Origin of the sequence: Enterococcus sp. AZ091, from assembly GCF_051714805.1 — a bacterium.
In the GTDB taxonomy this organism is placed as follows: Bacteria; Bacillota; Bacilli; order Lactobacillales; family Enterococcaceae; genus Enterococcus_D; species Enterococcus_D gallinarum.
The window spans coordinates 2,145,255-2,169,894 of the sequence record NZ_JBIOSO010000001.1 but is presented as its reverse complement, the minus strand read 5'-3'; the positions used below and the strand labels follow the sequence as shown (position 1 = coordinate 2,169,894).

The following is a 24,640-nucleotide window of genomic DNA, read 5'->3' as shown; positions in this document are numbered from 1 at the left end:
GGAATCCCGTTCGAGGGCCTACCATTCGATTATTTTCTTAGCGGCTAGTAAAACCAGATATGTCTCAGTCACAGGTTTCTGCAAAGCTTGTTCTAACGCTTGGCAATACAGTTTTAGCTGTCCATAATACCGATCCCGCATGCGCTTTTCAATCTGTGCTTCACTGCCAAATACAGCATCCGTCTTAAAATCATACAAAATGATTCGATCTGGCAACTCCACATAGCCATCAATAATCCCGTGGATCAATAATTCGGCATCTGGTTCATCAAATCCTTCAAAAATAGTGGCAGCTTCTTTTAGCATTGAAAATGGCTGCTCCCGTTTTACCTGTGTTGCATACTTGATCAAAGTTTGCCCCACGGCTGTTTGATAGAACCACACGATGCTCGCTTGATCAATTTTGTCGGCAACATCTTTCGTAAAGAGCTGACGTTCAACCAATTCATCGATAAAAGCTGCTAAGGATGCTTCCGTCGGTACTTCAGTCAGCGGCAACATTTGCATAACTAGATGCGTAGCACTCCCGATCGAAGCAGCTTGCGGTTTTTGTTCTTGTAAAAAACGCGGTTTAGCTAATTCAGTCTCAACATAACGAAAGCGCTGAGGTGCCAATTTTTGATCCGCGGAATGCCATTCCAGTAAAGTAATATCTTGATCGTCCGGATCATTATATAGACGTTTTAACTCTGAGACCGACTGATAGCTGGTGGTTTGAGTCGCTTTGCTGTAAGGATACTGATAGTCTAAACGGTTCAGCAATCTTTCTGGGGCTGTAGTACTTGGTGTCGGAGCCACAACTGCCTCTGTTGGCGGCTGCACCTGCAATTGCTGATCAATCTGATCCTGATTCCACCAATGGATCTGGAATCTTGCAGGATGATGGATCGTCATTTTTCGTTCACTGGCATCAGTAAAAACCTGCTCCATCTCTGGATGACGAATCAATGTCAAACCGACCCAATCCATTAGACTGCCTCTTGCAACTAAACGTAAAGCCGGGTCAAGGACTGTCTGACTTTGTGTCAACCCCGCTTGCCAAGCTTTAAAGGCTGCCTGCCGATCCTTATAAGAACCAACTAAATACAGTTTCTGCTCGGCCCGTGTCAATGCTACGTATAGTTTACGCATTTCTTCAGAGAGGGCTTTTTTCAAACGAACTTGTTTGATGGCTTGAAAAGGAATCGTTTCATATTTGATATTTTCCGAAGCATCGATATATTGGATACCTGCGCCAAGTTGTTCTTCAAAAATATAACGCTGTTGAAAGTCTTGGTAATTGAAAAATTTCGTTGTATCCAATAAGAAAACAACGGGAAACTCCAACCCTTTACTAGCATGGACAGTCATGACCCGCACAGCATTTTCAGCTGGCGTCGCCAACGGTTCTGCCAAATCTTTATCTTTTTCTTGCATTTTTTCAATAAACCGGATGAATTGATACAATCCTCGGAAACTGCTTTTCTCATATTTCTCTGCTCGGTGGATCAATGCAATCAAATTGGCATAGCGCTGTTGCCCTGCTGGCAAGCCAACCACGTAATCCAAGTAAGCCGTTGTATCATAAATATCCCATAATAAATCTGGGATCGGCAGTCTGCGAGCTGCTTCCCGCCAACGATTCAATTCGCTTAAAAAATCATCCACTCGTTTGCTTGAAGCGGAAACAGTCCCCTTTTGGTTGTCTTGATAAGTCAAGACCGCTTTGTAAAACTCACTGGTACGATCCGCTAGCCGAATCTCTGCTAGTTCGTCTTCCGTTAGCCCTACCATGGGTGAACGGAGAACAGCCACTAATGGAATGTCCTGATAAGGATTATCAATGATTTGCAACAATGCGATCATTGTTTGGATCTCTGTTGCTTGAAAATAGTTCTGTGCATCATTGACTTCAAGAGGAATCCCGAATTTTTTGAAAACATCTAAGATGACCAAATTATTTTTGCGGGTAGGAGTCAGTAAAACGATATCCTGATAAGTGACTGGACGTTCTTCCCGTCTTTTTTTATCATAGATCATAAATTGGGATTGGATTAGTTCTTGAATTTTGATTGCGGTGACGTGAAGTTCTCCTTCCGTTTTGTCTTCAATCAAATTCGTAGTACTTTCAGCTTCTTTTTCATAGAGCAAAAGTTCCGGAATGAATGCGTCGCTTTCAGGAAAACTCGGAAATCCCGGAACTAAAGCCGCTGCGTCATCATAAGGGATCTGTCCAACTTGTTCGTCCATCAATTGTTGAAAAACCAAGTTCGTAAAATCAAGCACTTCGCGGCGCGAACGGAAATTTTCTGCTAAAACGATTCTTCGTCCCCCGTTTTGATGTTCAAATGCCAAATATTTTTCTATAAACAAAGTGGGGTCTGCTAAGCGAAATGAATAGATCGATTGTTTGACATCCCCTACCATGAACATGTTTCCATGGTCTCCTGAAACTTGCCGAACCCAATACAGAATCGCTTCTTGCAGTCGATTGATATCCTGATACTCATCCACGAGCACTTCTTCAAATTTATCGCGGTAATAAACAGAAGCATCGCTGCCTGTTCCATCACCCAATAAGATTTTCAACGTGAAATGTTCTAAATCATTGAAATCCAACAACCCTTTTGCTAGCTTGCGGGCTTGAAAAGCAGTCAAAAACTCTTTGGTCATCTCTGCCATAGTCGCAACGATCGGTTCAGATAGTTGCAGCATTTGCAGCATGTCTGCTGGTGGATAAGGAAAATATCCCTTGAGTTGTTCTAATAGTTTTTTGGCATCATCCCGCAACGGTTTGATTTCCTGTGAAAGTTCTTTTTGTTCTTCTTTCCGATAGCTTGGGTAGCGATCAAAGGTCAAATGAGTCAAGCGATCATATAAGACGGATAGATCGTCTGTTGCCAGAACTCGTTGAATTTCTTGGACTTGAGAAATCTCTGCATGAACGAGTGCTGCTGCTTTTTCCATTAATGGTGACTGATCTGCAAATTGTTTGGCCGCTGCCAGCAAATGCTCTGCCGTTGCGGCAATTTCTACCAACGTCGGTTTGATTTGAGCCTGATAGAGGTGATTCTCCCCTAAATTGTCCGCGGCTTCATAATTTACCGCTAAACCGTCCAGCCACTTTTCTGGATCAGGGTTGGCGCGGGCAAAATCATAGAGTGACAAAATCAAATCACCAACCGTCTCATCGGAACGATCACTGGCGAAGTTTTCGGTTAATCGAAAGAAGGCTTCATCATTTGCTTCGTAGTGTGCATCTCGTAATTGTGTCCAGATTTCCTCTTTCAGCAGCAAAATCTCCGTTTCATCTGTCAGCATCCGAAATCCAGGATCCAAATCGATCAGATAATAAAAACGCCGAATGACCGTTAAACAAAAGGCATGTAGTGTTGAGATATTTGCGGTAGGTAATAATTGCAACTGCCGAACGAAATGTTGTCTTTTTTGCTCTTGGCTTTCTTGATTAATGGCCGTTTGCAGAGCTACTTGGATCCGTTCTTTCATTTCTCTTGCTGCTGCTTCGGTAAAGGTCACGATCAGCAATTCGTCGATCTGACTTCCTGCTTTTAATTTCTCGATCACACGTCGCACAAGGACGGTGGTCTTTCCTGATCCAGCTGAGGCAGAAACAAGGAGATTGTCTCCTTTATCAAAGATCGCTTGCCACTGAGTATCAGTAAATGTTTCATTTTGTGGTTTTAGAGGGATCTTAGTCATTCTCTTCCTCCTTTAATCGCTGTAAAACCTCTTCTTTCGATAAATTCTCTAGACGATGATAATTATTTTCTTGCAGCATCACATCGAAATCGCAAATACTGCGAAATGGGCAAAACTCACAGGCGCGCTTTTTGTCTTTCAGCTTATAAGACGGATTCAAGGCAATTTCGCCACTGAGAAGTTTCTCCGCACCTTGCTGCATATTTTTGCGGTTGTGCTGCCTCAACAAGCGAATCTCTTCTTCAGTGTAAAACTTGTTTTTGGCTTGTGGTGTCTTTTGGTACGTCCCGCTTTTGTCTTTGCGAATCGGAAAAACTGCCGAATTGCTGCTGTCTGACAATTCATGATCCAAAAGTGGAAACAATGAGGGTTCATCCAGAAACAACCCATCATATTTGAATTGCTTCAACCGTTCCTCTTCAGAGGATTTTTGACCATCTAAGACTGGATCATGGACATGTAAATAATAAGCCCCAGCCGGGCGCACATTTTCTGTACCAACTAGCTGCACAGCATCATTCAGCGCAACGTCTAAATAAGTGATCAACTGCATTGCTAAGCCATAGTAAGCTTCTGTCAAATCAAATTCACGACTGCTTGATTTGTAATCTACGACTGAAAGCCACTGCTCTTCTTCGGTTTTTGCTGCATCTACCCGATCGATTTTTCCTCGCACATGCAGTTTGCCCCCACTGCTTAAAGGCAGCTCGATGCCATTGATCCCTTGAGCGCCAGCGATCTGTCCAAACAGTACTTCGGTTTTTTGCGGTGAGAAGTGCATTTTTTGTCCTTGCTTCGTTAATGCCCAAGCTACTCGCTGAATCGTCTTACCTAGTTGATAACGAATAAAATTCATTCTGGCCGAACTGGACAATAATGTATAGCGGACTTCTCCAAAAATCTCTTGCAACACTTTTTCAACAAATTGGAGCCGTTGATCCATGGTCAACTGCGTCAATGAGATGTTCTCACTGATCAATACTTTGACAAAGCGATCGAGTGCATCATGGAAAAATTCACCAGTCATCGCTGAGTTAAGTCCATAGATTTCCCGCTCTTTCAAGCGTAGTCCATAACTGACAAAATATTTGTATTCACACTGGTAGAATGTCTCCAGTTGCGAGATCGAACTGTAGATGGATGGCCCATATAAAGCAACGGCTTTATCTTGAGACAACGGGACTGGAATGTTTTGATGGGTCTGGCTTTCAAATACTCTAAGGGCTAATTGCTTTTCAGGCGAATGCAATAAAGCCTGTTTGAACCGTTGCCACTGTGCCGGCAAATTCTGTCGTTCTTTTCTTGCCTGCTGACTTAGATTATTCAACTGATAGATTAATCCCCGATACGTGCCGACGTAGGCTTCTGGATCACTGGTTAAAGATAAGATGCCCCGGTCTTGTAAAGAAACATCTAACCATTCAAGCAGACGAGCCAGATATGGGGACAATTTGATATTTTGCTGGGTATCAAAATTGCATGCATAAGACAAATAGAGTTTATCCGTGGAAGACAATAAGATCGCATAAAAAAGAAACGGCTCTTTGGCGCTACTTTCGATAATCGTATCGCGTAGATATTTTTCTCCCGCAAACAATTGATTGAGATGTTGTCTTTCTTCGTTAGTCAACAATGTTTTATTTTCGATCCTTCTTGGCAACACCGTCTCATTCAATCCTGGTACGAAAGTGATTTTTGCTTGCCGAGGTCGTACTAGATCAAAACGATTAATATTGACTTGATCGATTGCTGTCGGAATTTTCCCGAAAGTCAGATTCTCCAAACCCGTCATCAATACTTCTTCAAAGAGTGACTGTTCGAAAGGATCATCGCCATAAATAGCCACAAATTCATCTAAAAGATCGATCAAAGCTTGCCATGTTTGTTCATGGTTGCGAGCTTGCTCTAGTTTCCCTTGTGAGATTGCTTGATCTCGCCAATGAATCAATTGCTGTTCAACACCTGCTGAAAGTAAAAATTGGTATAAAGCACCTGCAGCTTCCCGGTTCGTCTTTGTCTCTTGAATGTTTTTCAAGGAGCCAAAAATATCTTGACGGAAATAGCGGCGCAATTGATTCGTATAATCTGTCAATTCAGCGATGCCAGATGCGTTTTCTCCTGTCAATGTATAGTCCACTAAGAGCCAGTCTCTCTCACGGGTCCAATCTTTTCCTTGGAAGTTATGAGCCAGTGCTTGGTTTTCTGTAATGTCTACTAATTGTCGAAATGCATCCCGGGCAGCCAGCCAGTCTTCTTGTTGTTGGAATGCTGGTGGCAAATAAAGTTCCGTACGCAACAGTCGAAAAATGTCATTTAAACGAAAGCCATAATCTGCACAAGCAAAGAAGGCATTCAAGAATTCAACGAGCGGATGCTGAGCCATGAGTTGCTCTTCGTCAATATAAAACGGAATTTCATATTCTTTAAAAATCGTTGGAATATATTGATGGTAGATCTCTGGTTGCAGTGTCAAGACTTGAATGTCTCGATAACGCAGTTTTGCTCCTTTTTGCTCGCTGATCAATGCGCGGATTTTCGCAGCCATCTGCCGGACTTCTTCTTCAGGATTGCCAACTTTCCACATTTCTAGATACGGTGAAACTGGTTGCTGCTGCTGATAATGGAGCTGATTCTGGGTTTTACGCCAAAAGGATTCCACTTCATTGTATGCGGCAGCTTTCTCTAGTGTCACTTGCTGTGCTTCAGAAGGTGAAAGCTTTTGATCCATATAAATGGCGACATTTTCCGTTCTAGCGTCAAGAAATAATTGATGGTAACTGCGGCCCGATTCATAGAACAAATCTAATGGTGAAGGTAATTCTTGGGGATATCCATGATCTAAAAGCAAATCGACAACGACGTGCCCTTGTTTCATCAATTCTTTTAATACACTCTGTTCTTGAGTTGAAAATGCTGAAAAACCACTGATGATAAATAATGATTCCGAAAGATCAGGCCGATCGTTCATTAATTCATTGGGTTTAGACCCTTGCTGCAGAAAACGTGTTAGTAGTGCCAGCGGTTGTTCCACTTGCAGTTCCCGGGTCACCATTTCTAATTCGAAACGCTGAAAGATCAATGCGAGTTCGGAAAACTTTAACGCATCCTCTCCGTTGCTCCTATTCATCGTTCCACCGAGATGCAGATCTTCGGTTGCGATATTACTTGTCTGCATTTCTTGATAAAGAGACAACAGTTGTTGAATAAACCCAGGTTTATTGATTTCTCCTCGAAAAAGAATCAACTCCTCTTCCAAATCGAGAAGTATTTTGCGAAGGATCATGGTTGCACCGGTATCTGTGATGGCCGTTTTTGACAACCAGCCAGTTTGTTGAAGATAGAACCAGGCCAGACGGTGAAAACTATAGACTTGAGCTCGAATCGAGGCAAAATCTCCAGTGCCTTGTTTTAGCGCCTGCAGAATCTCTCTTTCTCGTTCAAACTTATTGTAGTTAGGGACAAGAAAAAAGACTTCTGTTTGTGGCTTTTCCAACCAAGCGTTAGCTGCATCCAAAATCGCTTGTTCGTGATCGCAGCGTCCATCGCCTAGTATAAATCGTAAACTCATACGAAGACTCCTTTACTTTTATCGTCGCTTCTATCGTAAGTAAAGATCAACTCCTGCATCTACCAAACCTGCTCATGAAAAATAACAGTTTTGATGCTCTCTATTGATCCGTTGACAATTTTTCTTTCATTGTCTTCATAACAAATAGTATAACAAATTTTCTTTTAAAAAAAAGCTCTGAGCGAGTCGGACTTCCGCTTACTCAGAGTGTTGATTCGGAATGCTTCCGAAATCTTTAAGGGGCCAAAAAATAAATTTGACATCTCCTAATACGGCTGACTGATCAATCAAACCAATGGTCCGGCTGTCTTTAGAGATTCGGCGATTGTCCCCTAACACCAACAATTTTCCTTCTGGAATTTGTTCAACACCAAAATCAGCCATCGTAAAGTCAGAAGTCAGTGGATAACCATCGGTTAATTTTGAACGAAAAGCAGAAAGATAAGGCTCTTCATATGCTGCCCCATTGATGAATAAAGTGTCTTCACGGTATTCCACCACATCACCAGGTAATCCGATCACACGCTTAATGTAGTTTTTTCCCACCTCATCAGGGGCTTCAAATGTGATGATATCAAACCGGCTGATTTGGGTGTTTTTCATAGCGATCACACGCTCCCCATCATGCAATGTTGGATCCATAGAATCTCCTTTAACGATCACAGGGGTGAAGACGTATTGTCGCAACGAAAACAGTAACAGCCCAAACAGAGCAACGAACAAAACGGTTTTGAGGACCTCTTTTATTTGTACCAACAGCATCGTCCTCCTTTGTATGTAAACCTATTCAATTAAAACAATAAAGTTGATACTCAATTCTACCATACTCCCTTTATTTAAGGGTAAGACCCTGTTCTTCTTAAACAAAAAATAGCAAAACGTTCGGTCAGAAACCTAGCTTGCTTCCTGTATTCGGCGTACTCGAATTTTGCCAAAAAAATCAACTGGATAGTCCCTTAAATTAAAAAATTGACCGGGTCTCTTTGCTTTTGCAGTCAAAGGGGCCCGGCCAATTGATTCTCTCAATTTATATGATCGCTTAAAGAAATTTAATGACCTTTTGGCTCTTGATCAACTAGAATATCGATCGGTGTTCCTTCATTTAGATGCTCCGTCAAAAACAGGACCAATTCTTCCATTGGACGCTCGAATTTCAACAGTGGTCCTCGCATCCCTCTTCGAAAGAAATTCATTTTGATCCATTGGTCCTTGCTCTCCTGATACAGTACCACCCGATCCACTTCCTGATACAAGATCCCGCGAATATTTAGTGGATGAATAATGAATCGATCTTCAGCTAACCCTCTGCTATCAAAAACAAAACTTAAGAAAAGCAATCCAGATACGACCCCTCGCAAGCGGTTCTCAAAGGTTTCTTCCGTAAAAAACATTGCTATAATGACCACCAATGAAAAGAAAGCAATTGCTGCTTTTCCGCCTTTACGGCTGGCTGCAACAATTTGAATGTCTTTGCGGACGACAGCGAGAAACAAATACAAGACGACCGTGAACAGACACATTAAAAGCGTTAATACACTCATAGTTTTCTCCATTCTTTGTTGTTTCATCTATCTTACCAAATAATTTGCTGCTTCAAAAGCAGAATTATCCTTCAACGCGTTTCTATTTTCTATTTTGAAAGAAATCCGCTACAATAGAAAAAAAAAAGGAGGAACTGAACTTATGAATACTTTTTTCGAGAAAATCCAACGATACGATTTATTACGAGCGATTTTATTTTTGATTGCTGGATTGATTATTTTGATTGCTCCTCGCAGTGTCTTTAATACGATTGTCTATTTAGTTGCCGGATATGTTGCCTGCCTTGGGTTGATCAATCTCTATTCCAGTTACAAAGAAAAACGGCAAACCGGCTATGTGAATATGCAGATGACAACGGGGATCCTGCTTTTGATTGCCGCCGCAGCTATTCTCGTTTTTGCAAAGGGACTATTATCGATCGTACCATTCTTTTTGGGAATCATGATCACGATCAGTGGCTGTACGCGTTTGATGGCAAGCTTTAATCAAAAACGCAATGGCTTACCATTTATCACTGGTTTGCTTTTCAGTTTATTCGTGATTGTGGCAGGTATCATTCTTGTTTTCAATCCGTTTCAAACGTGGCTTTTGTTCTTCCAAATTTTTGGCGGAGTCTTGATTTTTATGGGGATCTCGGATTTAATCAATCATTTTCAAAGAAAACGTAGTTATTAAGATGAGAATGCGCTAAAAGAACAATTCTTTTGACATCTTCATGTAGACTTTTTGTTGCTTTGCTTTTACAATAGACTGTATCAACGAGAAATGATCAGTAAAAACGGAGCAAAAAACGCAGGAGGTACGACATGAAAAAAATCAAACAAGAAACAAAACATCCCAATGACGTCCCTGTGATTTTTTTGTATGATGATTTGGGAAATATCCAAAAAAAAATTTCAATCAACGAATGGCGGGATTTAAAAGCAAATTCCCAAAAAATCGAAGAATTTGAAATCAAGTTATACCGGGAAGCCATCACTTATTATACGCAAGAAGCGTATATGCAGGCAGCAGATCTATTGAAGTTTTTGATCAGCCAGACGGACTACACCCATTATGAATATGTGGAACGCTTAGCCAATATCTATCGAATCCAAGAAGATTTGATGCAAGAAAAACAATTATTGCTTGCGGCTCGCTCTTCTATCCGGAATCTCGAGTTTTCAGAAGGCATCATCAAACGAATCGATCAGCGCTTAGCAAAAATCGACCAATTTCCTCGCTCTTCTGCAGCGTACAATCAATGACATTGTTTAATAAAAAAGCGAACGCTTATGCTGGATGGCCATTAAATCAGCATAAGCGTTTTTTTGATTATTTTTTTGATGTATGGGCGACTGTCTCACTCATTGGTGCAAGCATGCGCAAGCTGTTGAATAAGACGAGTAATGTACTGCCTTCATGAGCAAAGACGCCTAACCCAATATTCATTTTTCCTAGCAAATTCAATACGATCAGTAATGCCACAATAAACATGGAGAAGAAAATATTTTGCCAAATAATCCGATCTAGTTTTTTTGCGGTCTTTAGTGCGTAGGTAAAGCGTGTTAGATCATTTTTCATGATCACCGCATCCCCCACTTCAATTGCAACATCCGATCCTTCCCCCATAGCAAAACCGATATCGGCCTGTACCAATGCAGGCGCATCATTGATACCATCTCCAACCATGACTGTCTGACCGTATTCATTTTGCAACTGCTGGATAATCTGAGCCTTATTTTCTGGCAGAACATTTGCAGCAACTTGATCTACTCCAAGCTGATCACCAATCGCTTGTCCAGCTGCTTGACTGTCTCCTGTGATCATGACTGTTCGAATACCAGATTGCTGCAGTTCATCTATGACCGCTTTAGATTGAGGATTCGGTAAGTCCATCAATGCGATCAGTCCAACTGGCTGATCATCCACCGAAAAAACAACCACCGTTTTGCCTGATTGTTCCAGGGTTTCTCGTTGCTCAGCAAATGATGAATGCGCAAACGTCGCCGCTGGCTTGCCAATTCGATAGGTTTTTCCCTCAACTACAGCCGTCAGACCGGAACCAATTTGGTTGTTAACGGAAAGTTCTAATGGTTGTGCCTTTTCTTGTTTCTCAAAATGCTCTACGATGGCAGCCGCTAATGGGTGATTTGCTTGCTTTTCCATGGCCAAGATCAGCGATACCCACTCTTGACGGTGCGCTTCAGTTGTTTCTTCAGCAAAGAAAACATCGGTCACTTGTGGTTGACCAATCGTTAATGTGCCAGTTTTGTCAAAGGCGGCTACTTTTGTTTGTCCCATATTTGCAAGATAAGAACTGCCTTTAAATAAGATGCCCCGTTTTGCTAAGTTTGAGATAGCAGACAAGCTAGCAGGTACTGCACTAGCGGCTAATGCACAGGGCGAAGCAGAGATCATCATCACTAGTCCCCGGTAAAAACTGGTTGACCAATCCCAACCAAAAAGAAAGGGTGCTGTCAAAATAAATAAGGGTACCAAAATCAAGACCGTTGTCACATAAAGCGGCTCGATTTTTTTGATGCGGGTTTCTGTTTTTGATTGATTGTTTTGTGCCGATTCCACAACAGAGAGTATTTTAGCAAAAACTGTCTCACTGCTGTCTTTTGTCACTTCCATCATAAAAGTGCCGTTACCGTTGATCGTACTTCCGAAAACTTCATCCCCTACAGTTTTTTCACGGGGAACACTTTCACCGTTGATGGAGGCTTCGTTGATGCTGCTGATTCCCGAGAGAATTTTACCGTCTGTTGCGATTTGGTCCCCTGGTAAAACTTGCAGCCTATCCCCTTTTTTGATTTGCTCTGCTGCAATTTTCTCAATGCTGCCATCTGCCTTAACCAGACGGGCTTCTGTCGGATTCAACTTCAAGAGGTTCGTGATTTCTTTGCGGCTTTGGCCCTCTGCATACTCTTCCAAAAAGTGAGCCCCGGCAAAAATCAGAATCAGCAAGGCAGCTTCATTGAAGTTGCCGATCAATACTGAACCAAAGGCAGCCAATGTCATTAATAAATGAACATTCGGTTTAAAGTGTCTGCTTTTGCGGGTATCTTTGATGGTGTCTTCGATCCCTTCCCAAATAATATGATACCCTGCTAAAAGAATAGCGGCACTGTATAATAAATCTTTAACGACCAATTGCGGTACCAATAAAGCAGCAATAAAAAGAATAACTCCTACTAAATAATTGCGTAACGGGGCGTTGCCATGGGAATGGCTTGCCTCTGCTGCATGGGTGTGTGGTGTTGAATGATTGCAAGAGTGGGTAGACATAAGAAAAGCCTCCTTCAAAGTTAGTGCATCATTTGCTTACAAATGAATATATGTTCATATCTACATTTTTATTATATATGAACGTACATTCATGTGTCAAGCATCAATTACTACTTTTGTCAGCGATCCCATCATTGCACAACGATCCTTCGTTCTTGTCGCTCTTCAGGTGACAGGATCATTGTTTTTGTTTGCAAAAAAAGCCACAAAAAAAAGACAGGCCCTCTGTGCCTGTCTCTCACTACATCCTATTTTTGGTCGAATTTATCTTTGACATCTTGTGCCATTGACTCAGATTTGTCTTTAAGATCTGCAATGATTTCTTTAGAATGCCCTGCTGCTTGATCAACAAAGCCTTCTGCTTTTTTTGTCGGATCATCCGTGATATCGCCTGCTGCCTCTTTGGCTTTACCAGCCACCTTGTCTGGAGTTCCAACCCCAATGGCAGAGGACACAGAATTTTTCAAGTCCATTAGTACTTCTTTAGAAGCACCGACAACCTGATCCAATGTTCCTTCTGCTTGCATTTTTTCGTTGCCAACGACATTTCCCGCAACTTCTTTTGCTTTGCCTTTAACAGAATCTTTGTTGACAGTCATCTTCTGCATTTTATTATAAACTGCCAGACCAAAAGCCGCGCCAATCAAACCTACTACGAATCCAGATTTTTTCATATGTGTCTCCTCCAATTCTTTTATAGTTATTATTTTAACAGAAATCTGCTGAAATGCCTGTTTTCAAGCTTGCAGTCCTCGTTCTTTTACAGGTGCCATTTCCTCTAGAAGAACGTATTTCTGCTTAACTCCCTTTCTCTAAGCTACTTCAAACAAAAAGTTGCCTTTTTTAAACGTTAAGAAATGATATGTTTTCACACGCTTTCTCTTTAAGCGCCATCAAAAATCCTTGTTTATTCGTGTGCTTCTTATTTATTCATTCTTTGTGTTCATTCCTTTTGTCTCGCCGTTTCAGATCTCTTTATTCTGTCTTTTTTTCTGTATCTTTTTTTCTGTGTCTTTTTTCTGTAAAAACTTTCTGCCATTCAATCGTGTAGTGATTCCTCTTCACCAGTTGTTTTATTCCGTGATTTGCGTTGCTAGGTGTTTTTCCAGAATTGCCTTTCCTAGATAAATCGGGTAACATAGAAAAGAAGAATATTCGAGAATTTATTTTTCTCAGAAAGGATCGAATAATGAATGAAACACATGTAGGATTGTTAGTCAACAGTCGTGTTTTTCAAGAAACTCCGATGATGCTGACTGGAATCCAATTATTAGAAGACCATAAAATCATCAACTGTATTATTAAAGACCGTTACCTTTCTAGTTACGTTTTACGCTTACCTCTCAACAAGTACCAGCTAGAAGTCGAAGGCAAATGGAACAAACGTGAACAGTTAGTGATCAAACATATGAAAATCAAAAATATCGATGAATACATCAAAATTGTGGGAACCCCAGAATAAACGAACGGATCAATCCGCCAGCTTGGCGTTTGATCCGTTTTTGATTTTTCCTATAAAATAAGTAGTCAGCTCGCCATCCGGGTAAACGTATCGATCAACTGTTGCTGCTCTTCTTTGATTCCGATCGCCATCGGTTTAATCAAAACCTTGATAGTTTTAGAAGGCGTCTGGATCAACACTTTTTTGTTCATGACACCAGTAATTTTCAATGTGGTGATCTCATGGATCAGCACGGTTTCCATGGCTTTTTGTTCAAAGTTCAAATCCAATTGAATCAAACTAATTTTTTCTTCATCAACGATTACGATATAATACTTTGGCAAAGGAATCGCCATTACTTTAGCTTCTTCAGCATAGCCAGCCAGTTTCCCATTGAATCTCGTCCGATATGCTTCTAGATCTTCTTTTTTTACGATCCACTTCATTGAAACCGCTCCCTTTCCAGTATAGGTTAAGAATACCCGATTTTGTAAGAGAACAACACAATTATGCTTGTAGCAGCATCTACAAGGAGGATCTTGCCAGATATCGATATAAAAACCAGTGTCATTGATCATTCTTTGAGACAGATCAATGACACTAGCAATGAATGCAATAAAGCGCTGAATCAGCAGATTGCACTAATGGATGAGCTTTTTAGCTGGATAATAACGGTGAAAAAGTCGTCGAAATATTGGCGCAAGTAGTCCATAAAAGAAGCCATTTCCAACAGCATGCAGCGTATCAAAACTTATTCCTTGCAGATAATAGCCCCAAAAGCTTGGTAAGCCTAGCAGATACACGCTGAGTAAGGAGACCACAAATCCATAAAGGAACCCTGCTAAAATACTAAAAATCACTTGCAAGATCAAGGAACGTTTAACGATGGGAACATGTCTTAATCCGCTCATCATGAGGATCACGACTGTATAACTTACTGCCTGAGCAATCGTCCAAATCCCCATCCCCATGTAAAAATTCGTAATCAAAAGGGATAACAATGCGACGATCAGTCCTCTGACACAGCCTAAATAAAGAGCCACCAATAAGAAAATAGCGGTCATTGGTTGTACATTTGGCAGTGGTTGAAACAATGTACGCCCCACCACTGATGCTGCTACTAGCAAAGCAAGATAAGCAATCTCTTGCACGGAAAAAGACATTTTTGTCGGTTTAAAATTTCTCATAGGTAAAAACGACTCGATCCTTTTCGGTAAGAGATGTATCTTTTGCGCCGGTATTGACCATCTCGTCATTGATCGTATAGGTCCAATAATAACCAGCCGCTTCATCTTGCGCTAATCCTTCAATACTGGTGATCATGCCTTTGTCTTCCACTAAATCAAAATTTTCCTTCATTATCTCCATTAAAGAGGTTCCTTCTTTGAATGACACCGTTTTGGCTGGTATTTGTTCAGGCTGCGCATCTGTCTTGTTCACAAATGAGATCTCAGCCGTCTGTTGCTTAACCACCGAGCTAGCTGTAGCTTGATTGCTGCCAGTCGTTGTTGTCTGGGTAGTAGCTTCAGAACAGCCGCTCAACCCAATCCCTGCCAGCCACAGCAAACTAAAAATAACGATTCGTTTCATTTTCTTCACTCCTTCTTTCCTATTTTACTAAAAGTCACACAGAAAGCGAACTAATTTTTAGTCGAAAGTTGATTGTCAATTTGTCTTTTACTCGCTATACTATGTTCAATTATCAACAAAATAATCTGAAGATCGGAGTTTTGTCAATGACACGCAAATCAGCTTCTTGTACAACCATGCTGGTAGGCAAAAACGCATCACTCGATGGCTCGACCCTCATTGCTCGCAATGAAGATGCCGGGGCAGTGTCCCTACCACAAAAATTTGTCGTAATCCAACCTGAACAACAGCCTGCTACGTTCCATGCTGTTTTAAGCGGGTGCAGTATTCCTTTACCGAAAGATCCCCTAAGGTATACTTCTACGCCTGAGGCAGATGAATCTCAAGGAGTCTGGGCTGCTTCAGGAATCAACAGCGCCAATGTCGCCATGACCGCCACAGAAACGATCACTACCAATGCGAGAGTTTTAGCTATCGATCCTTTGGTAACAGAAGGCATTGGAGAAGCAGATTTTGTCAGTATCGTGCTTCCCTTTATCCGTTCTGCTCGAGAAGGAGTCTTACGCTTAGGCGAGTTACTAGAAACTTATGGTACCTATGAGTCTAATGGTTTGGCTTTTGCCGATCGAGAAGAAATCTGGTATATGGAAACGATTGGCGGACATCATTGGGCAGCGATCCGAATTCCTGATGATGCTTATGTGATCGCCCCGAATCGAATGAATATCGCTACCTTCGATTTTGATTCTCAAGATACTTTATTTTCCGACGATTTACCTGATATGATTGTCAGCAATCACTTAAATCCAGACTTTGAAGGAATCAATTTACGTCATATTTTCGGCAGTGCAACAGAAAAAGATACTCGTTATAACAACCCTAGAGCTTGGTATATCCAAAAACAGTTCAGCGAAACCGCGTCGGATCCGCTTGACCAAGATCTACCTTTCATTTGTCTTCCGAAAAAGAAAATCAGCGTGATGGATGTAAAGTGGGCGTTGAGCAGTCATTTTCAAAATACCCCTTATGATCCGTACGGGAATGGAACGGCTAGTGAGAGAACTCGCTTTCGTTCGATTGCTCTCAATCGCAATCAGCAAGTGCATATTCTCCAAGTGCGCAGTCACGTACCTGATGAAATTGCAGGCGTTCACTGGCTAGCTTTTGGTCCCAATACCTTCAATGGAGTGGTCCCTTTTTACAGCAATGTGAATGAGACCCCGAAAGGTTATTGTGATACCACCACTACTTACGATCCGGGAAATAGCTATTGGTTGACTAAAACATTAGCACTGATCGGGGATCAAGACTATGATCTATACAGCGATCTAGCAGAACGGTTTGAACAAACAATCATGGCAAATTGTTTAGCGATTCAACAGAAGATCGATCAGACAATCCCATTAACAAATCAGTTATTGGAAGAAGCCAACCGTGAAATGGCCCGGCTTTACTTATCACATGCCACTCAATTACTAGGAGAAATGGTGGAAAGAGGCAATACCAAAATGAAACTGCGTTTTTCTTTGACAGATTGATTCTCCTTTAACCGATTATTTACATGAAATTGACTAGAACTCAATATCTTGCCTGTATACTATAGCTACCAATTAATTTTCTTTTTGCTTTGCAGCACGGCTTTTTCTCTACTGTCGTGCTGCCCCCTTCTGAAAATAATTGGAATCTACCTTGGAGGTATCGAAATGAATAAAGAAGAATTTCGCACAGTCACCAATGAGGTCGTACAAGGAATCGTCATCGTCAAGAATGACAATCAAAATGTCTGGATCATTCAAGACAAAGAAGGCTATTTCCACGTAGTAAGCAAAACGGCGTAAATCACTCACTGAATCCTATCAAAAAGAACCCGTTCTGCGAAAAGTTATCTTTTCGTTTACCACAGGTTCTTTTTAACTAGCAGTGTCTTTTCTATGAAGAAGCAGATCAGCGGCAATAGTTCCCATTGACCCAAGCCATGCTAGTATTTTTGCATCAAGTTTTCAGTACCCTCTTGCCCATCACCATACACTGTCGATTGAATCGATGCAGTCGTATCAGCATGCTCTTTCCAATGCCCGAAAAAATACGTTCCGCATACTAAACTTGTTAGGAGCCCGATCCAGCCGTTGCTGAGCCATTCAACCAAAATCAGCAGTAAATAGATCAACTGCTGCGATTTTCTTGAAAGTTTCCGTAACAAGTACAGCCATTCTAGTAAAAAAACGACTAGCAACACGGTCACAAAAGTTTTTCCTACAAACCACAATTCCCACAAGCTCATGGTCTTCCCACCTTTGGATTGTCCTAGCAGCTCTAACGAAATGCTGCAACTGACTCATTTAGTTCTTAGGAAGATCTTAGACGAGAAACCTTAAACTAACCTAAAAGTCGGCAATATTTTTCGGGGATGATTTCCATTGATCCAAAACAACTATTAATAACAGATCTTAGCCAATCATGACCGTTTCATCCGGGAATTTGTATCCGGCTTCTCGGCGGTTGGCTTTTGTCATCAATGAAAAAGCAACCGTCATGATGCCTACACGACCAATAAACATCAATAAGATGATCAATAATTTACCAAATACAGAAAGATACGGAGTCAATCCCATTGTTAATCCAACTGTTCCAAAAGCCGAAAAAACTTCAAAAGCAATGTATTCCAGTCCAAACTGAGAATTCCCCGGCATCGATTCTGTGATGGATAATAAGAAGATGGCAATAAAGCAAAGACTCAGTGTTAAGAAAAAGAGCGTAAACGCCCGCGAAACAGCCGCCTCTTTGATCGTTCTGCCAAAAACTTCAGCTCGTTTGCGCCCTTTCAACAAACTACGAATCTTAATGATCAACACTGAGACCGTCGTGGTTTTCAGCCCTCCGGCAGTCGATCCAGAAGTACCGCCGATATACATGAGAATCATCGTCAACATTAACCCAGCCTGACTCATCTGGCCATAATCGATACTATAAAATCCAGCCGTTCGAGGGGTCACAGCAAGAAAAAATAACTGGAAAAAGCGACTAACAATGGAATCGCCTGATACGATACTGGAGTGATATTCGGTCACATAAAAACCAACCGTCCCTAAAATCAGCAAAACAATCATTGCCAACAAGGCAATACGGCTGTGCAACGAGCGTCTTTTTGAAGTAGCTAACAAGTCAAACCAGACCAGAAACCCTAAGCCGCCGGCAATGATCAAAAGACTAATGACCCCTAAAACAAAAGGATCCGACTGAAAAGAGACCAGACTATTCCCAAAAAGATCAAATCCAGCATTACAAAAGGAAGAAATGGCGTGAAAAATACTAAACCATAGGCCTTGCTGCCAACCAAAGCGTGGCACAAAAGACAGAGCCAACAGGCAGATCCCTAAAAATTGAATCAAAAATGCGATGCGGATAATGTACCAAGCCAATTGAAATTCGCCAGACATTCGGTCAAGATTGAGGGATTCTCTTAGAATCATCCGAGTGCTTAAATTGACCCTTTTTTTTGCTAAGATATAAAAGAAAACTGGGATCGACATAAAACCGATCCCCCCAATTTCGATCAAGATCAAAAGAATCGCTTGTCCGCCCATATTATACTGTTCAGAAATGGAAAAAGTCGAAAGTCCTGTCACACAAATCGCGGAAGTTGCGGTAAACAATGCATCTAAGAAAGGCACACCTTGCCCATCATTTGTTACAACTGGTAACATAAGCAACCCAGTTCCCATCAAGATCAACATCATAAAGACCAGTGTAACCAGCTGCGGTGCACTGATTTTTTTGGACATTCTTTTTTTCATCTTTCTTTCCTACCTTTGTGCCAAGCAGATTTTCGACTGACGTGGCATTCACTTTGTTTTATTTTTTACCTTGATCATCCGAGTAACATTGGCGCGTTCATTTTCCTCAAGACGCATTTTGATCCCATAGATCGTCTCTTCCAATTCTGGTATCGTCAAATATTCTAGCGCATTGACCCGGCGGCGTGTTCGTTCTATCTCATCCGCCAGCAATTGACAGGTCTTTTCGATCTCTGTCAAAGACAATAGTTTAGGCAAGACATCGGTGAAACGTCCCATTGCCAGATCCAAAGGAACATTCGAGTTCACAAACCCATACTCGATCGGTGCCTGCATCACCACATCATCATAGTCGAATTGCATCACAGGCACTTCCACACTCATGATATTCTTGGTTGAGACATCAAGAGAAACTTCTGTTGCTGGCAAGATGAACATTTCTTCAATGTACTTTTCATTGATCGTGGCATTGGCTAGGCGAAAAGCCTTCATGGCACGATGTAATTGTGTTTCTACTTCTTTACGCAAAAGGTTGTTTTGTTTGATCAGTTCGATGAACTGACGCATCAACTCATCTTGTTTGTCTTTTAACAGTTTATGACCTCTTTTGGCAGTCGTCAACTGTTTGCTGAGGCGGCTTAGTTCCATGCGAGTTGGATTAACGGTTTGTCTGCTCATCTGCATCCTCTCCTTGTGGTAAAAACGCCTCTAGTAACGCATCGCTGATCCGTTTCAATTCTACTTTCGGCAGCATCGCCAACAGTTCCCACCCAAGATCCAACGTTTCTTCAATGGACCGATTTGTTTGATAACCTTGATCCAGGTATTCATTCTCAAAGCGTTCCGCAAACTTGGCATAGATTTTATCGACATCAGATAGTGCTGACTCCCCTAAAACGACTGCGAGTTCTTTGGCTTGCTTCCCTTGCGCATAAGCAGAGAAGAGTTGATTCATCGTTGATGCATGATCTTTACGAGTTTTGCCTTCACCTGTTCCCTTGTCCTTCAGCCGAGAAAGAGAAGGCAAGACATCAATCGGCGGCTGGATGCCGTTTTTGTATAACTCTCTTGAAAGAATGATTTGACCTTCTGTGATATAACCAGTCAAGTCAGGAATAGGATGGGTCTTGTCATCTTCTGGCATCGTCAATATAGGGATTTGGGTCACCGACCCTTTCACTCCCCGTAAGCGGCCAGCTCGCTCGTATAATGTGGAAAGATTCGTATAGAGGTAACCAGGATAGCCTCGGCGCCCAGGTACCTCACGACGGGCAGCTGATATTTCCCGCAACGCTTCACAGTAGTTGGTCATATCCGTCATGATAACTAAGACATGCATCCCTTTTTCATAAGCTAAATATTCGGCAGCTGTGAGAGCCATTCGCGGCGTAGCAATTCGCTCAATTGCCGGATCATTTGCCAAATTCATAAAGACAACAGACCGATCAATCGCTCCGGTTTGGCGAAAATCTTCCATGAAATATTCTGCTTCTTCAAACGTAATCCCGATACCTGCAAAAACAACCGCAAAGTCGTCCTCTGTGTCGAGCACTTGCGCTTGACGAGCGATTTGAGAAGCTAATTCTTTATGCGGCAGACCAGAACCAGAAAAAATCGGTAATTTTTGACCGCGAACAAGCGTATTCAAGTGATCGATAGAAGAGATGCCAGTTTGAATAAATTCATCTGGGTAATCTCGAGCCATCGGGTTGATTACTTCCCCATTGATGTCCATTCGTTTCTCAGCAATGATTTCTGAACCACCATCTTTGACTCGTCCTAACCCATCAAAAACCCGGCCAATCATTTCTTCAGAAACACCTAGCTCTAACGGATGTCCGAGGAAGCGCACACTGGATTCTCGTAAATTGATTCCGCCAGTACCTTCAAAGATTTGCACCAGTGCTTTATCTTCTTGAATTTCTAAGACTTGACCTTGACGAATTTCACCATTTTGCAGACGTACTTCGATCAGCTCTTCATATTTCACTCCTGAGACACGATCGACCGCCATCAAAGGACCGACAACTTCCCCGATCGTTTTATATTCTTTGATCATCCGTACGATCTCCTTTCTGCAAGATTTCTTTCATCGTATCTTTTATCTCGCTTTCCAATTTGCGGATTCCTTCTAAATCATCTTCCGGAAGATATTTCATGCGAGCGATTTTATCTCGCAGACGTTCTGTTCCCTGATAGATTTCTGTCAAATAGGCGCCTAATTCTAAAGCTTTTTGACCTTCGTCATGAAACAGTAAAATGGTCTGCAGCATTTCAAATTGTTTTTCTCGAGAAGTGAAAGTATCAACAGCATCAAAGGCATTTTGTTGTAAAAAATCTTCTCGCAATGACTTCGTGATCTCTAACAGTAGTTGATCTTTATCCGATAAGGCATCAATCCCAACTAGACGCACAATTTCAGAAAGTTCAGCTTCTTTTTGCAGCATCCGCATAGCCGTAGTCACATTTTTCGACCAATCCACTTGCAACTGACGATCCAGATAAGCGCCCATTTCATTCTCATACAGGGAATAGCTTTTTAGCCAATCGATAGAGGGAAAGTGCCTTTTTTGAGCTAACGTGGCATCCAGCCCCCAGAAAACTTTCACCACTCGCAGGGTGTTTTGCGTGACAGGTTCGGAGATGTCCCCTCCAGATGGAGATACTGCACTAATGGCAGTTATGCTCCCTTCTTGTTCCGAGCCTAAACAAATCACTTTACCGGATCGTTCGTAATACTCGGCTAAGCGACTGCCCAAATAGGCAGGATAGCCTTCATCACCTGGCATCTCTTCCAAGCGACCGGACATTTCTCGCAACGCTTCCGCCCAACGAGATGTGGAATCGGCCATAATCGCTACAGAATACCCCATGTCTCTGAAATACTCCGCAATCGTGATTCCGGTATAGATAGAAGCTTCCCGAGCGGCAACCGGCATATTGGAAGTGTTCGCGATCAGTACAGTACGAGCCATCAAGGATTCGCCACTTCGTGGATCAATCAGTTCCGGAAATTCATTCATGACATCCGTCATTTCATTGCCCCGTTCTCCGCAGCCTACATAGACCACTAAGTCCACATCTGCCCATTTAGCAATTTGATGTTGGACCACTGTTTTTCCCGCACCGAAGGGGCCAGGGACCGCAGAGGCTCCCCCTTTTGCGATTGGAAAGAAAGTGTCGATCACTCGCTGCCCAGTGATCATTGGCTCTACCGGATTTAATTTCTGTTTGACTGGACGACTGTGCCGTACGGGCCACTTTTGCAACATCGAAAAGGAGCGTTCTCCTTTTGGTGTCTCAAGAATATAAACCGTTTCATCAATCGTAAAATCACCAGCAAAAACTTCTTTGACCCGTCCTGTAACGCCATTAGGCACCATAATTTTGTGGAGGAGCAATGGCGTCTCTTGGACGACCCCGATAACCATTCCTGGAGTAACTTCCGTTCCCACCGCAATGGTCGGTTCAAAGGTCCATTTTTTCTCATGATCCAATGCAGGCAGCTGGACCCCTCGTTTCAAAAAGTTACTTTGGGTCAGCTCCATAAATGTTTCTAATGGCCGTTGAATCCCGTCGAACATTTGAGACATAATTCCCGGTGCTAACTCAACAGACAGCGGTTCTCCTGTTGTTCGGACGGGTTCTCCTGGTCCGATACCTGACGTTTCTTCATAAACTTGGATCGAAGCGATCGTTCCTCTCATCTCGATGATTTCTCCAACAACCCCCAGATCACCGACATAACAAATATCTTCTAAACTTGCATGGCCCATATCTTTTGCTAAAACTAACGGACCTGACACTTTAATTATTGTTCCTGTTTCCACAACATCAGCTCCATTCTATAGTATGTTTTGCCCAACGGCTTTTTCGACATTTTCCTGGATCATTTTCAGCCCTACCCCTTGGGATCCATCGTAATCTGGGATCAAGATGATCGCTGGTGAAACTTGCTGTTGGTATTTGGCAATTTCTTCTGGAATCAATGCCGCACATTTTTCTGTTACGTAAATCACCGCATACTCTTCTTTCACTAAGCACTGAAAGGCACGAGTCACTTCCGCTTTTGCGGTTGCGTAACACACTTGAAAGCCAAACAGCTGAAAAGGTAACACGGATTCTTTGCTGCCGATCACACCAATCTTAGCTGCCATAGTACCTCATCCTCTCTCTCAGCTCTTCTTCTGTGAAGCCACTGCGCTTTCCTACCAAAATCAGCCGCAAGTTCTGAATCTCCAATGTTTTGGCATTTAAAAACGCGAGTAATGGCATTGGTCCCAACGCTTCAGCAGCTACGAACTGCTGAGTAACTAAGTCATCTTTCACCAGTGCCAATGCAGCAAAATCGATCGTGGTCTCTTGTAATAGCGGCAGTAGCGCTTCTTGATAGCCAGTTTGTTTCAAAAAGGCGAGATAGTCAGTGAAGGAGGTTTCCGCAAAAGCGAGATAATCTTCTTTGGGAATACTTCCCACACTGACTAAAACAGCCGCCATAAAACTTTTTGATCTTTTTTGCAGCAAACAACGTGCAGCAATCGTGATATTCGTAAGGTCGATTCCTGTGATCACCGCATGTGTCAGTGCTGGAATATTTATTTTTTCGGCTAGGCGTCGTTGCTCATGTAAAAAGCGGCGATCGTAAATAATATCGATCCCTTGCAAAACAGCAGAACCTTCTAAGTATTCCCTTACCGCTTGGATCGTTTCAATGACTTTAGACGGTATACTTTCCGAAGATCCTGTTTGGATGGCATTTCTTAGTTCATCGATCGTATAGAATCCATCTTCGATCAGTAAATTGCTATAATCTCTCCCTGTTACATCTTCTTTGGTCAATACCTTCAAATTATGAAAGGTATACGGCAGCATGATCAAACGAAGCACATCAGGATCTGGAACGTTTTCTGCTAATTCTTGTATGGTTGTCAGCATTTCTTGATCCAGATACCCCTCAAATTTTTCGGAAAAATCAGCGCCCAGATAACGTTGATAATTCGTTTGCTGCAAGATTGCCATTACTTGATCCATAGACTCTGCTGCAATCAGCTGCTGCCAATCTTGCATTTGAAGCAAGGTTGTCTCTTTGATCCGAATCAGTGGATTCAATTGATGATAGCTCGCCATAGCTTACCCTCCTTTTTGGATCACTTTCAGCCAATGTTCTCTCGTTTCATTTTTGTATTCTTCTAGTAAAGCTTGGTAGGTGAAATTGTAGAAAACGCCATTGTCTTCTACTATAAACCCTGCTTGCTCCAATGGTTTGCCCATCCTTGCAAGATAAGGCAACCTTTGATTGACAGCAGTCAACCAATCTTTTGTCAAACTTGCTGACTGTTGCTGTCCACAACGAAAGATTACTTCTCCCGAAACGGGTAATTGCATTAATGTATTTTCCGCCAGATGTTGGACTGTATCAGGCGCCAATCCATTCATTTTTTGATAAGCTGCCGCGAATAATGTCTCCAGTTCTTTATGAGCTTGTTTAATCCCTTCTTGTTTAGCTGCTTTCATTCGCCGATTCATGTCTTGCTGATAGTTTTTTTCGATTTGTTTTTTTGCTTCTGCTGAATGGCGCTTGATTTCTAGTTCTTTTTGGGACCAGGCAGCTGCAAAATCGGCATCGATCCTTGTTTTAGTGTCCGTTTCGATTGCTTGCCGTTTTTCTTTTGCTTCCCGATCTAGTTCAGCAATCATTTTGTCGATGGCATCCATTGCCTCCATTGCTTGTCG

22 protein-coding genes are annotated in these 24,640 nt (G+C 42.1%); 5 read left to right on the top strand and 17 right to left on the bottom strand.

Going from position 1 to position 24,640, the window contains the following annotated elements; genetic code table 11:
• Window positions 1-18 precede the first annotated feature (18 nt).
• From addA to IGJ28_RS10720, 4 genes are all read right to left on the bottom strand, one after another.
• Window positions 19-3,699, bottom strand: coding sequence for a helicase-exonuclease AddAB subunit AddA (addA, locus tag IGJ28_RS10735; RefSeq protein WP_252712013.1), 3,681 nt, complete (start codon window positions 3,697-3,699; stop codon window positions 19-21).
• Entirely contained in the window at window positions 3,692-7,267 is a 3,576-nt protein-coding gene (locus IGJ28_RS10730; RefSeq protein WP_252712014.1) for a PD-(D/E)XK nuclease family protein, read from the bottom strand. The genes addA and IGJ28_RS10730 overlap by 8 nt, the downstream gene beginning before the upstream one ends.
• A gap of 198 nt (window positions 7,268-7,465) precedes the next feature.
• Window positions 7,466-8,023: a signal peptidase I gene (gene lepB / locus IGJ28_RS10725; protein WP_003126688.1), complete on the bottom strand. Its 558-nt coding sequence runs from the start codon at window positions 8,021-8,023 to the stop codon at window positions 7,466-7,468.
• A gap of 293 nt (window positions 8,024-8,316) precedes the next feature.
• On the bottom strand, window positions 8,317-8,808 hold the full coding sequence (locus IGJ28_RS10720) for a hypothetical protein (RefSeq protein ID WP_060814336.1): 492 nt from the start codon (window positions 8,806-8,808) through the stop codon (window positions 8,317-8,319).
• A gap of 142 nt (window positions 8,809-8,950) precedes the next feature.
• On the opposite strand from IGJ28_RS10720, the gene IGJ28_RS10715 reads away from it, so the two are divergent.
• Both IGJ28_RS10715 and IGJ28_RS10710 read left to right on the top strand, forming a co-directional pair.
• Window positions 8,951-9,484, top strand: coding sequence for an HdeD family acid-resistance protein (locus IGJ28_RS10715; protein ID WP_060814337.1), 534 nt, complete (start codon window positions 8,951-8,953; stop codon window positions 9,482-9,484).
• Window positions 9,485-9,615: 131 nt separating this feature from the next.
• Window positions 9,616-10,056, top strand: a complete 441-nt coding sequence (locus IGJ28_RS10710; protein ID WP_005473243.1) for a hypothetical protein — start codon at window positions 9,616-9,618, stop codon at window positions 10,054-10,056.
• 67 nt (window positions 10,057-10,123) lie between these two features.
• Here the strand turns inward: IGJ28_RS10710 and IGJ28_RS10705 are convergent, their stop codons facing one another.
• Window positions 10,124-12,082, bottom strand: a complete 1,959-nt coding sequence (locus IGJ28_RS10705) for a heavy metal translocating P-type ATPase (RefSeq protein WP_252712015.1) — start codon at window positions 12,080-12,082, stop codon at window positions 10,124-10,126.
• Between the two features lie 248 nt (window positions 12,083-12,330).
• Window positions 12,331-12,756 (bottom strand): CsbD family protein, encoded by a 426-nt coding sequence (locus IGJ28_RS10700; RefSeq protein ID WP_135172244.1) that lies wholly within the window; start codon window positions 12,754-12,756, stop codon window positions 12,331-12,333.
• 515 nt (window positions 12,757-13,271) lie between these two features.
• Here IGJ28_RS10700 and IGJ28_RS10695 point away from each other — a divergent pair.
• The gene (locus IGJ28_RS10695) at window positions 13,272-13,544 is read left to right on the top strand and encodes a hypothetical protein (protein WP_003126697.1); all 273 of its coding nucleotides are present in this window, start codon (window positions 13,272-13,274) and stop codon (window positions 13,542-13,544) included.
• 65 nt (window positions 13,545-13,609) lie between these two features.
• Here the strand turns inward: IGJ28_RS10695 and IGJ28_RS10690 are convergent, their stop codons facing one another.
• From IGJ28_RS10690 to IGJ28_RS10680, 3 genes are all read right to left on the bottom strand, one after another.
• Window positions 13,610-13,969, bottom strand: coding sequence for a hypothetical protein (locus IGJ28_RS10690; RefSeq protein WP_005473249.1), 360 nt, complete (start codon window positions 13,967-13,969; stop codon window positions 13,610-13,612).
• Between the two features lie 195 nt (window positions 13,970-14,164).
• Window positions 14,165-14,710 (bottom strand): ECF transporter S component, encoded by a 546-nt coding sequence (locus IGJ28_RS10685; protein WP_003126700.1) that lies wholly within the window; start codon window positions 14,708-14,710, stop codon window positions 14,165-14,167.
• Window positions 14,697-15,113: a DUF4430 domain-containing protein gene (locus tag IGJ28_RS10680; RefSeq protein WP_005473251.1), complete on the bottom strand. Its 417-nt coding sequence runs from the start codon at window positions 15,111-15,113 to the stop codon at window positions 14,697-14,699. The genes IGJ28_RS10685 and IGJ28_RS10680 overlap by 14 nt, the downstream gene beginning before the upstream one ends.
• Window positions 15,114-15,259: 146 nt before the next feature.
• Here IGJ28_RS10680 and IGJ28_RS10675 point away from each other — a divergent pair, with 146 nt between their 5' ends.
• Together IGJ28_RS10675 and IGJ28_RS10670 are read left to right on the top strand one after the other, a co-directional pair.
• A complete protein-coding gene (locus IGJ28_RS10675) occupies window positions 15,260-16,651 on the top strand; it encodes a C69 family dipeptidase (RefSeq protein WP_438845390.1) in 1,392 nt (463 codons plus the stop codon).
• Window positions 16,652-16,816: 165 nt separating this feature from the next.
• Window positions 16,817-16,951, top strand: a complete 135-nt coding sequence (locus tag IGJ28_RS10670; RefSeq protein WP_005473255.1) for a hypothetical protein — start codon at window positions 16,817-16,819, stop codon at window positions 16,949-16,951.
• A 140-nt stretch (window positions 16,952-17,091) separates the two neighbouring features.
• On the opposite strand, the gene IGJ28_RS10665 is transcribed toward IGJ28_RS10670, so the two are convergent.
• The 8 genes from IGJ28_RS10665 to IGJ28_RS10630 form a co-directional block, all read right to left on the bottom strand.
• Window positions 17,092-17,394 carry a hypothetical protein gene (locus IGJ28_RS10665; protein ID WP_003126704.1) on the bottom strand — a complete coding sequence of 101 codons (303 nt, stop codon included), beginning with the start codon at window positions 17,392-17,394 and terminating at the stop codon, window positions 17,092-17,094.
• A 166-nt stretch (window positions 17,395-17,560) separates the two neighbouring features.
• Window positions 17,561-18,907 (bottom strand): TrkH family potassium uptake protein, encoded by a 1,347-nt coding sequence (locus IGJ28_RS10660; RefSeq protein ID WP_003126705.1) that lies wholly within the window; start codon window positions 18,905-18,907, stop codon window positions 17,561-17,563.
• 48 nt (window positions 18,908-18,955) lie between these two features.
• Window positions 18,956-19,585 carry a V-type ATP synthase subunit D gene (locus tag IGJ28_RS10655; RefSeq protein WP_005473260.1) on the bottom strand — a complete coding sequence of 210 codons (630 nt, stop codon included), beginning with the start codon at window positions 19,583-19,585 and terminating at the stop codon, window positions 18,956-18,958.
• Window positions 19,566-20,966, bottom strand: coding sequence for a V-type ATP synthase subunit B (locus IGJ28_RS10650; RefSeq protein WP_005473263.1), 1,401 nt, complete (start codon window positions 20,964-20,966; stop codon window positions 19,566-19,568). Before IGJ28_RS10650 ends, IGJ28_RS10655 begins: the two co-directional genes overlap by 20 nt.
• Window positions 20,950-22,737, bottom strand: coding sequence for a V-type ATP synthase subunit A (locus tag IGJ28_RS10645; RefSeq protein WP_060814343.1), 1,788 nt, complete (start codon window positions 22,735-22,737; stop codon window positions 20,950-20,952). Before IGJ28_RS10645 ends, IGJ28_RS10650 begins: the two co-directional genes overlap by 17 nt.
• 15 nt (window positions 22,738-22,752) lie before the next feature.
• Window positions 22,753-23,064: a V-type ATP synthase subunit F gene (locus tag IGJ28_RS10640; protein ID WP_003126710.1), complete on the bottom strand. Its 312-nt coding sequence runs from the start codon at window positions 23,062-23,064 to the stop codon at window positions 22,753-22,755.
• Window positions 23,054-24,034 (bottom strand): V-type ATPase subunit, encoded by a 981-nt coding sequence (locus IGJ28_RS10635; protein ID WP_003126711.1) that lies wholly within the window; start codon window positions 24,032-24,034, stop codon window positions 23,054-23,056. Before IGJ28_RS10635 ends, IGJ28_RS10640 begins: the two co-directional genes overlap by 11 nt.
• Window positions 24,035-24,037: 3 nt before the next feature.
• Window positions 24,038-24,631, bottom strand: a complete 594-nt coding sequence (locus IGJ28_RS10630) for a V-type ATP synthase subunit E family protein (RefSeq protein ID WP_252712019.1) — start codon at window positions 24,629-24,631, stop codon at window positions 24,038-24,040.
• Window positions 24,632-24,640 lie beyond the last annotated feature (9 nt).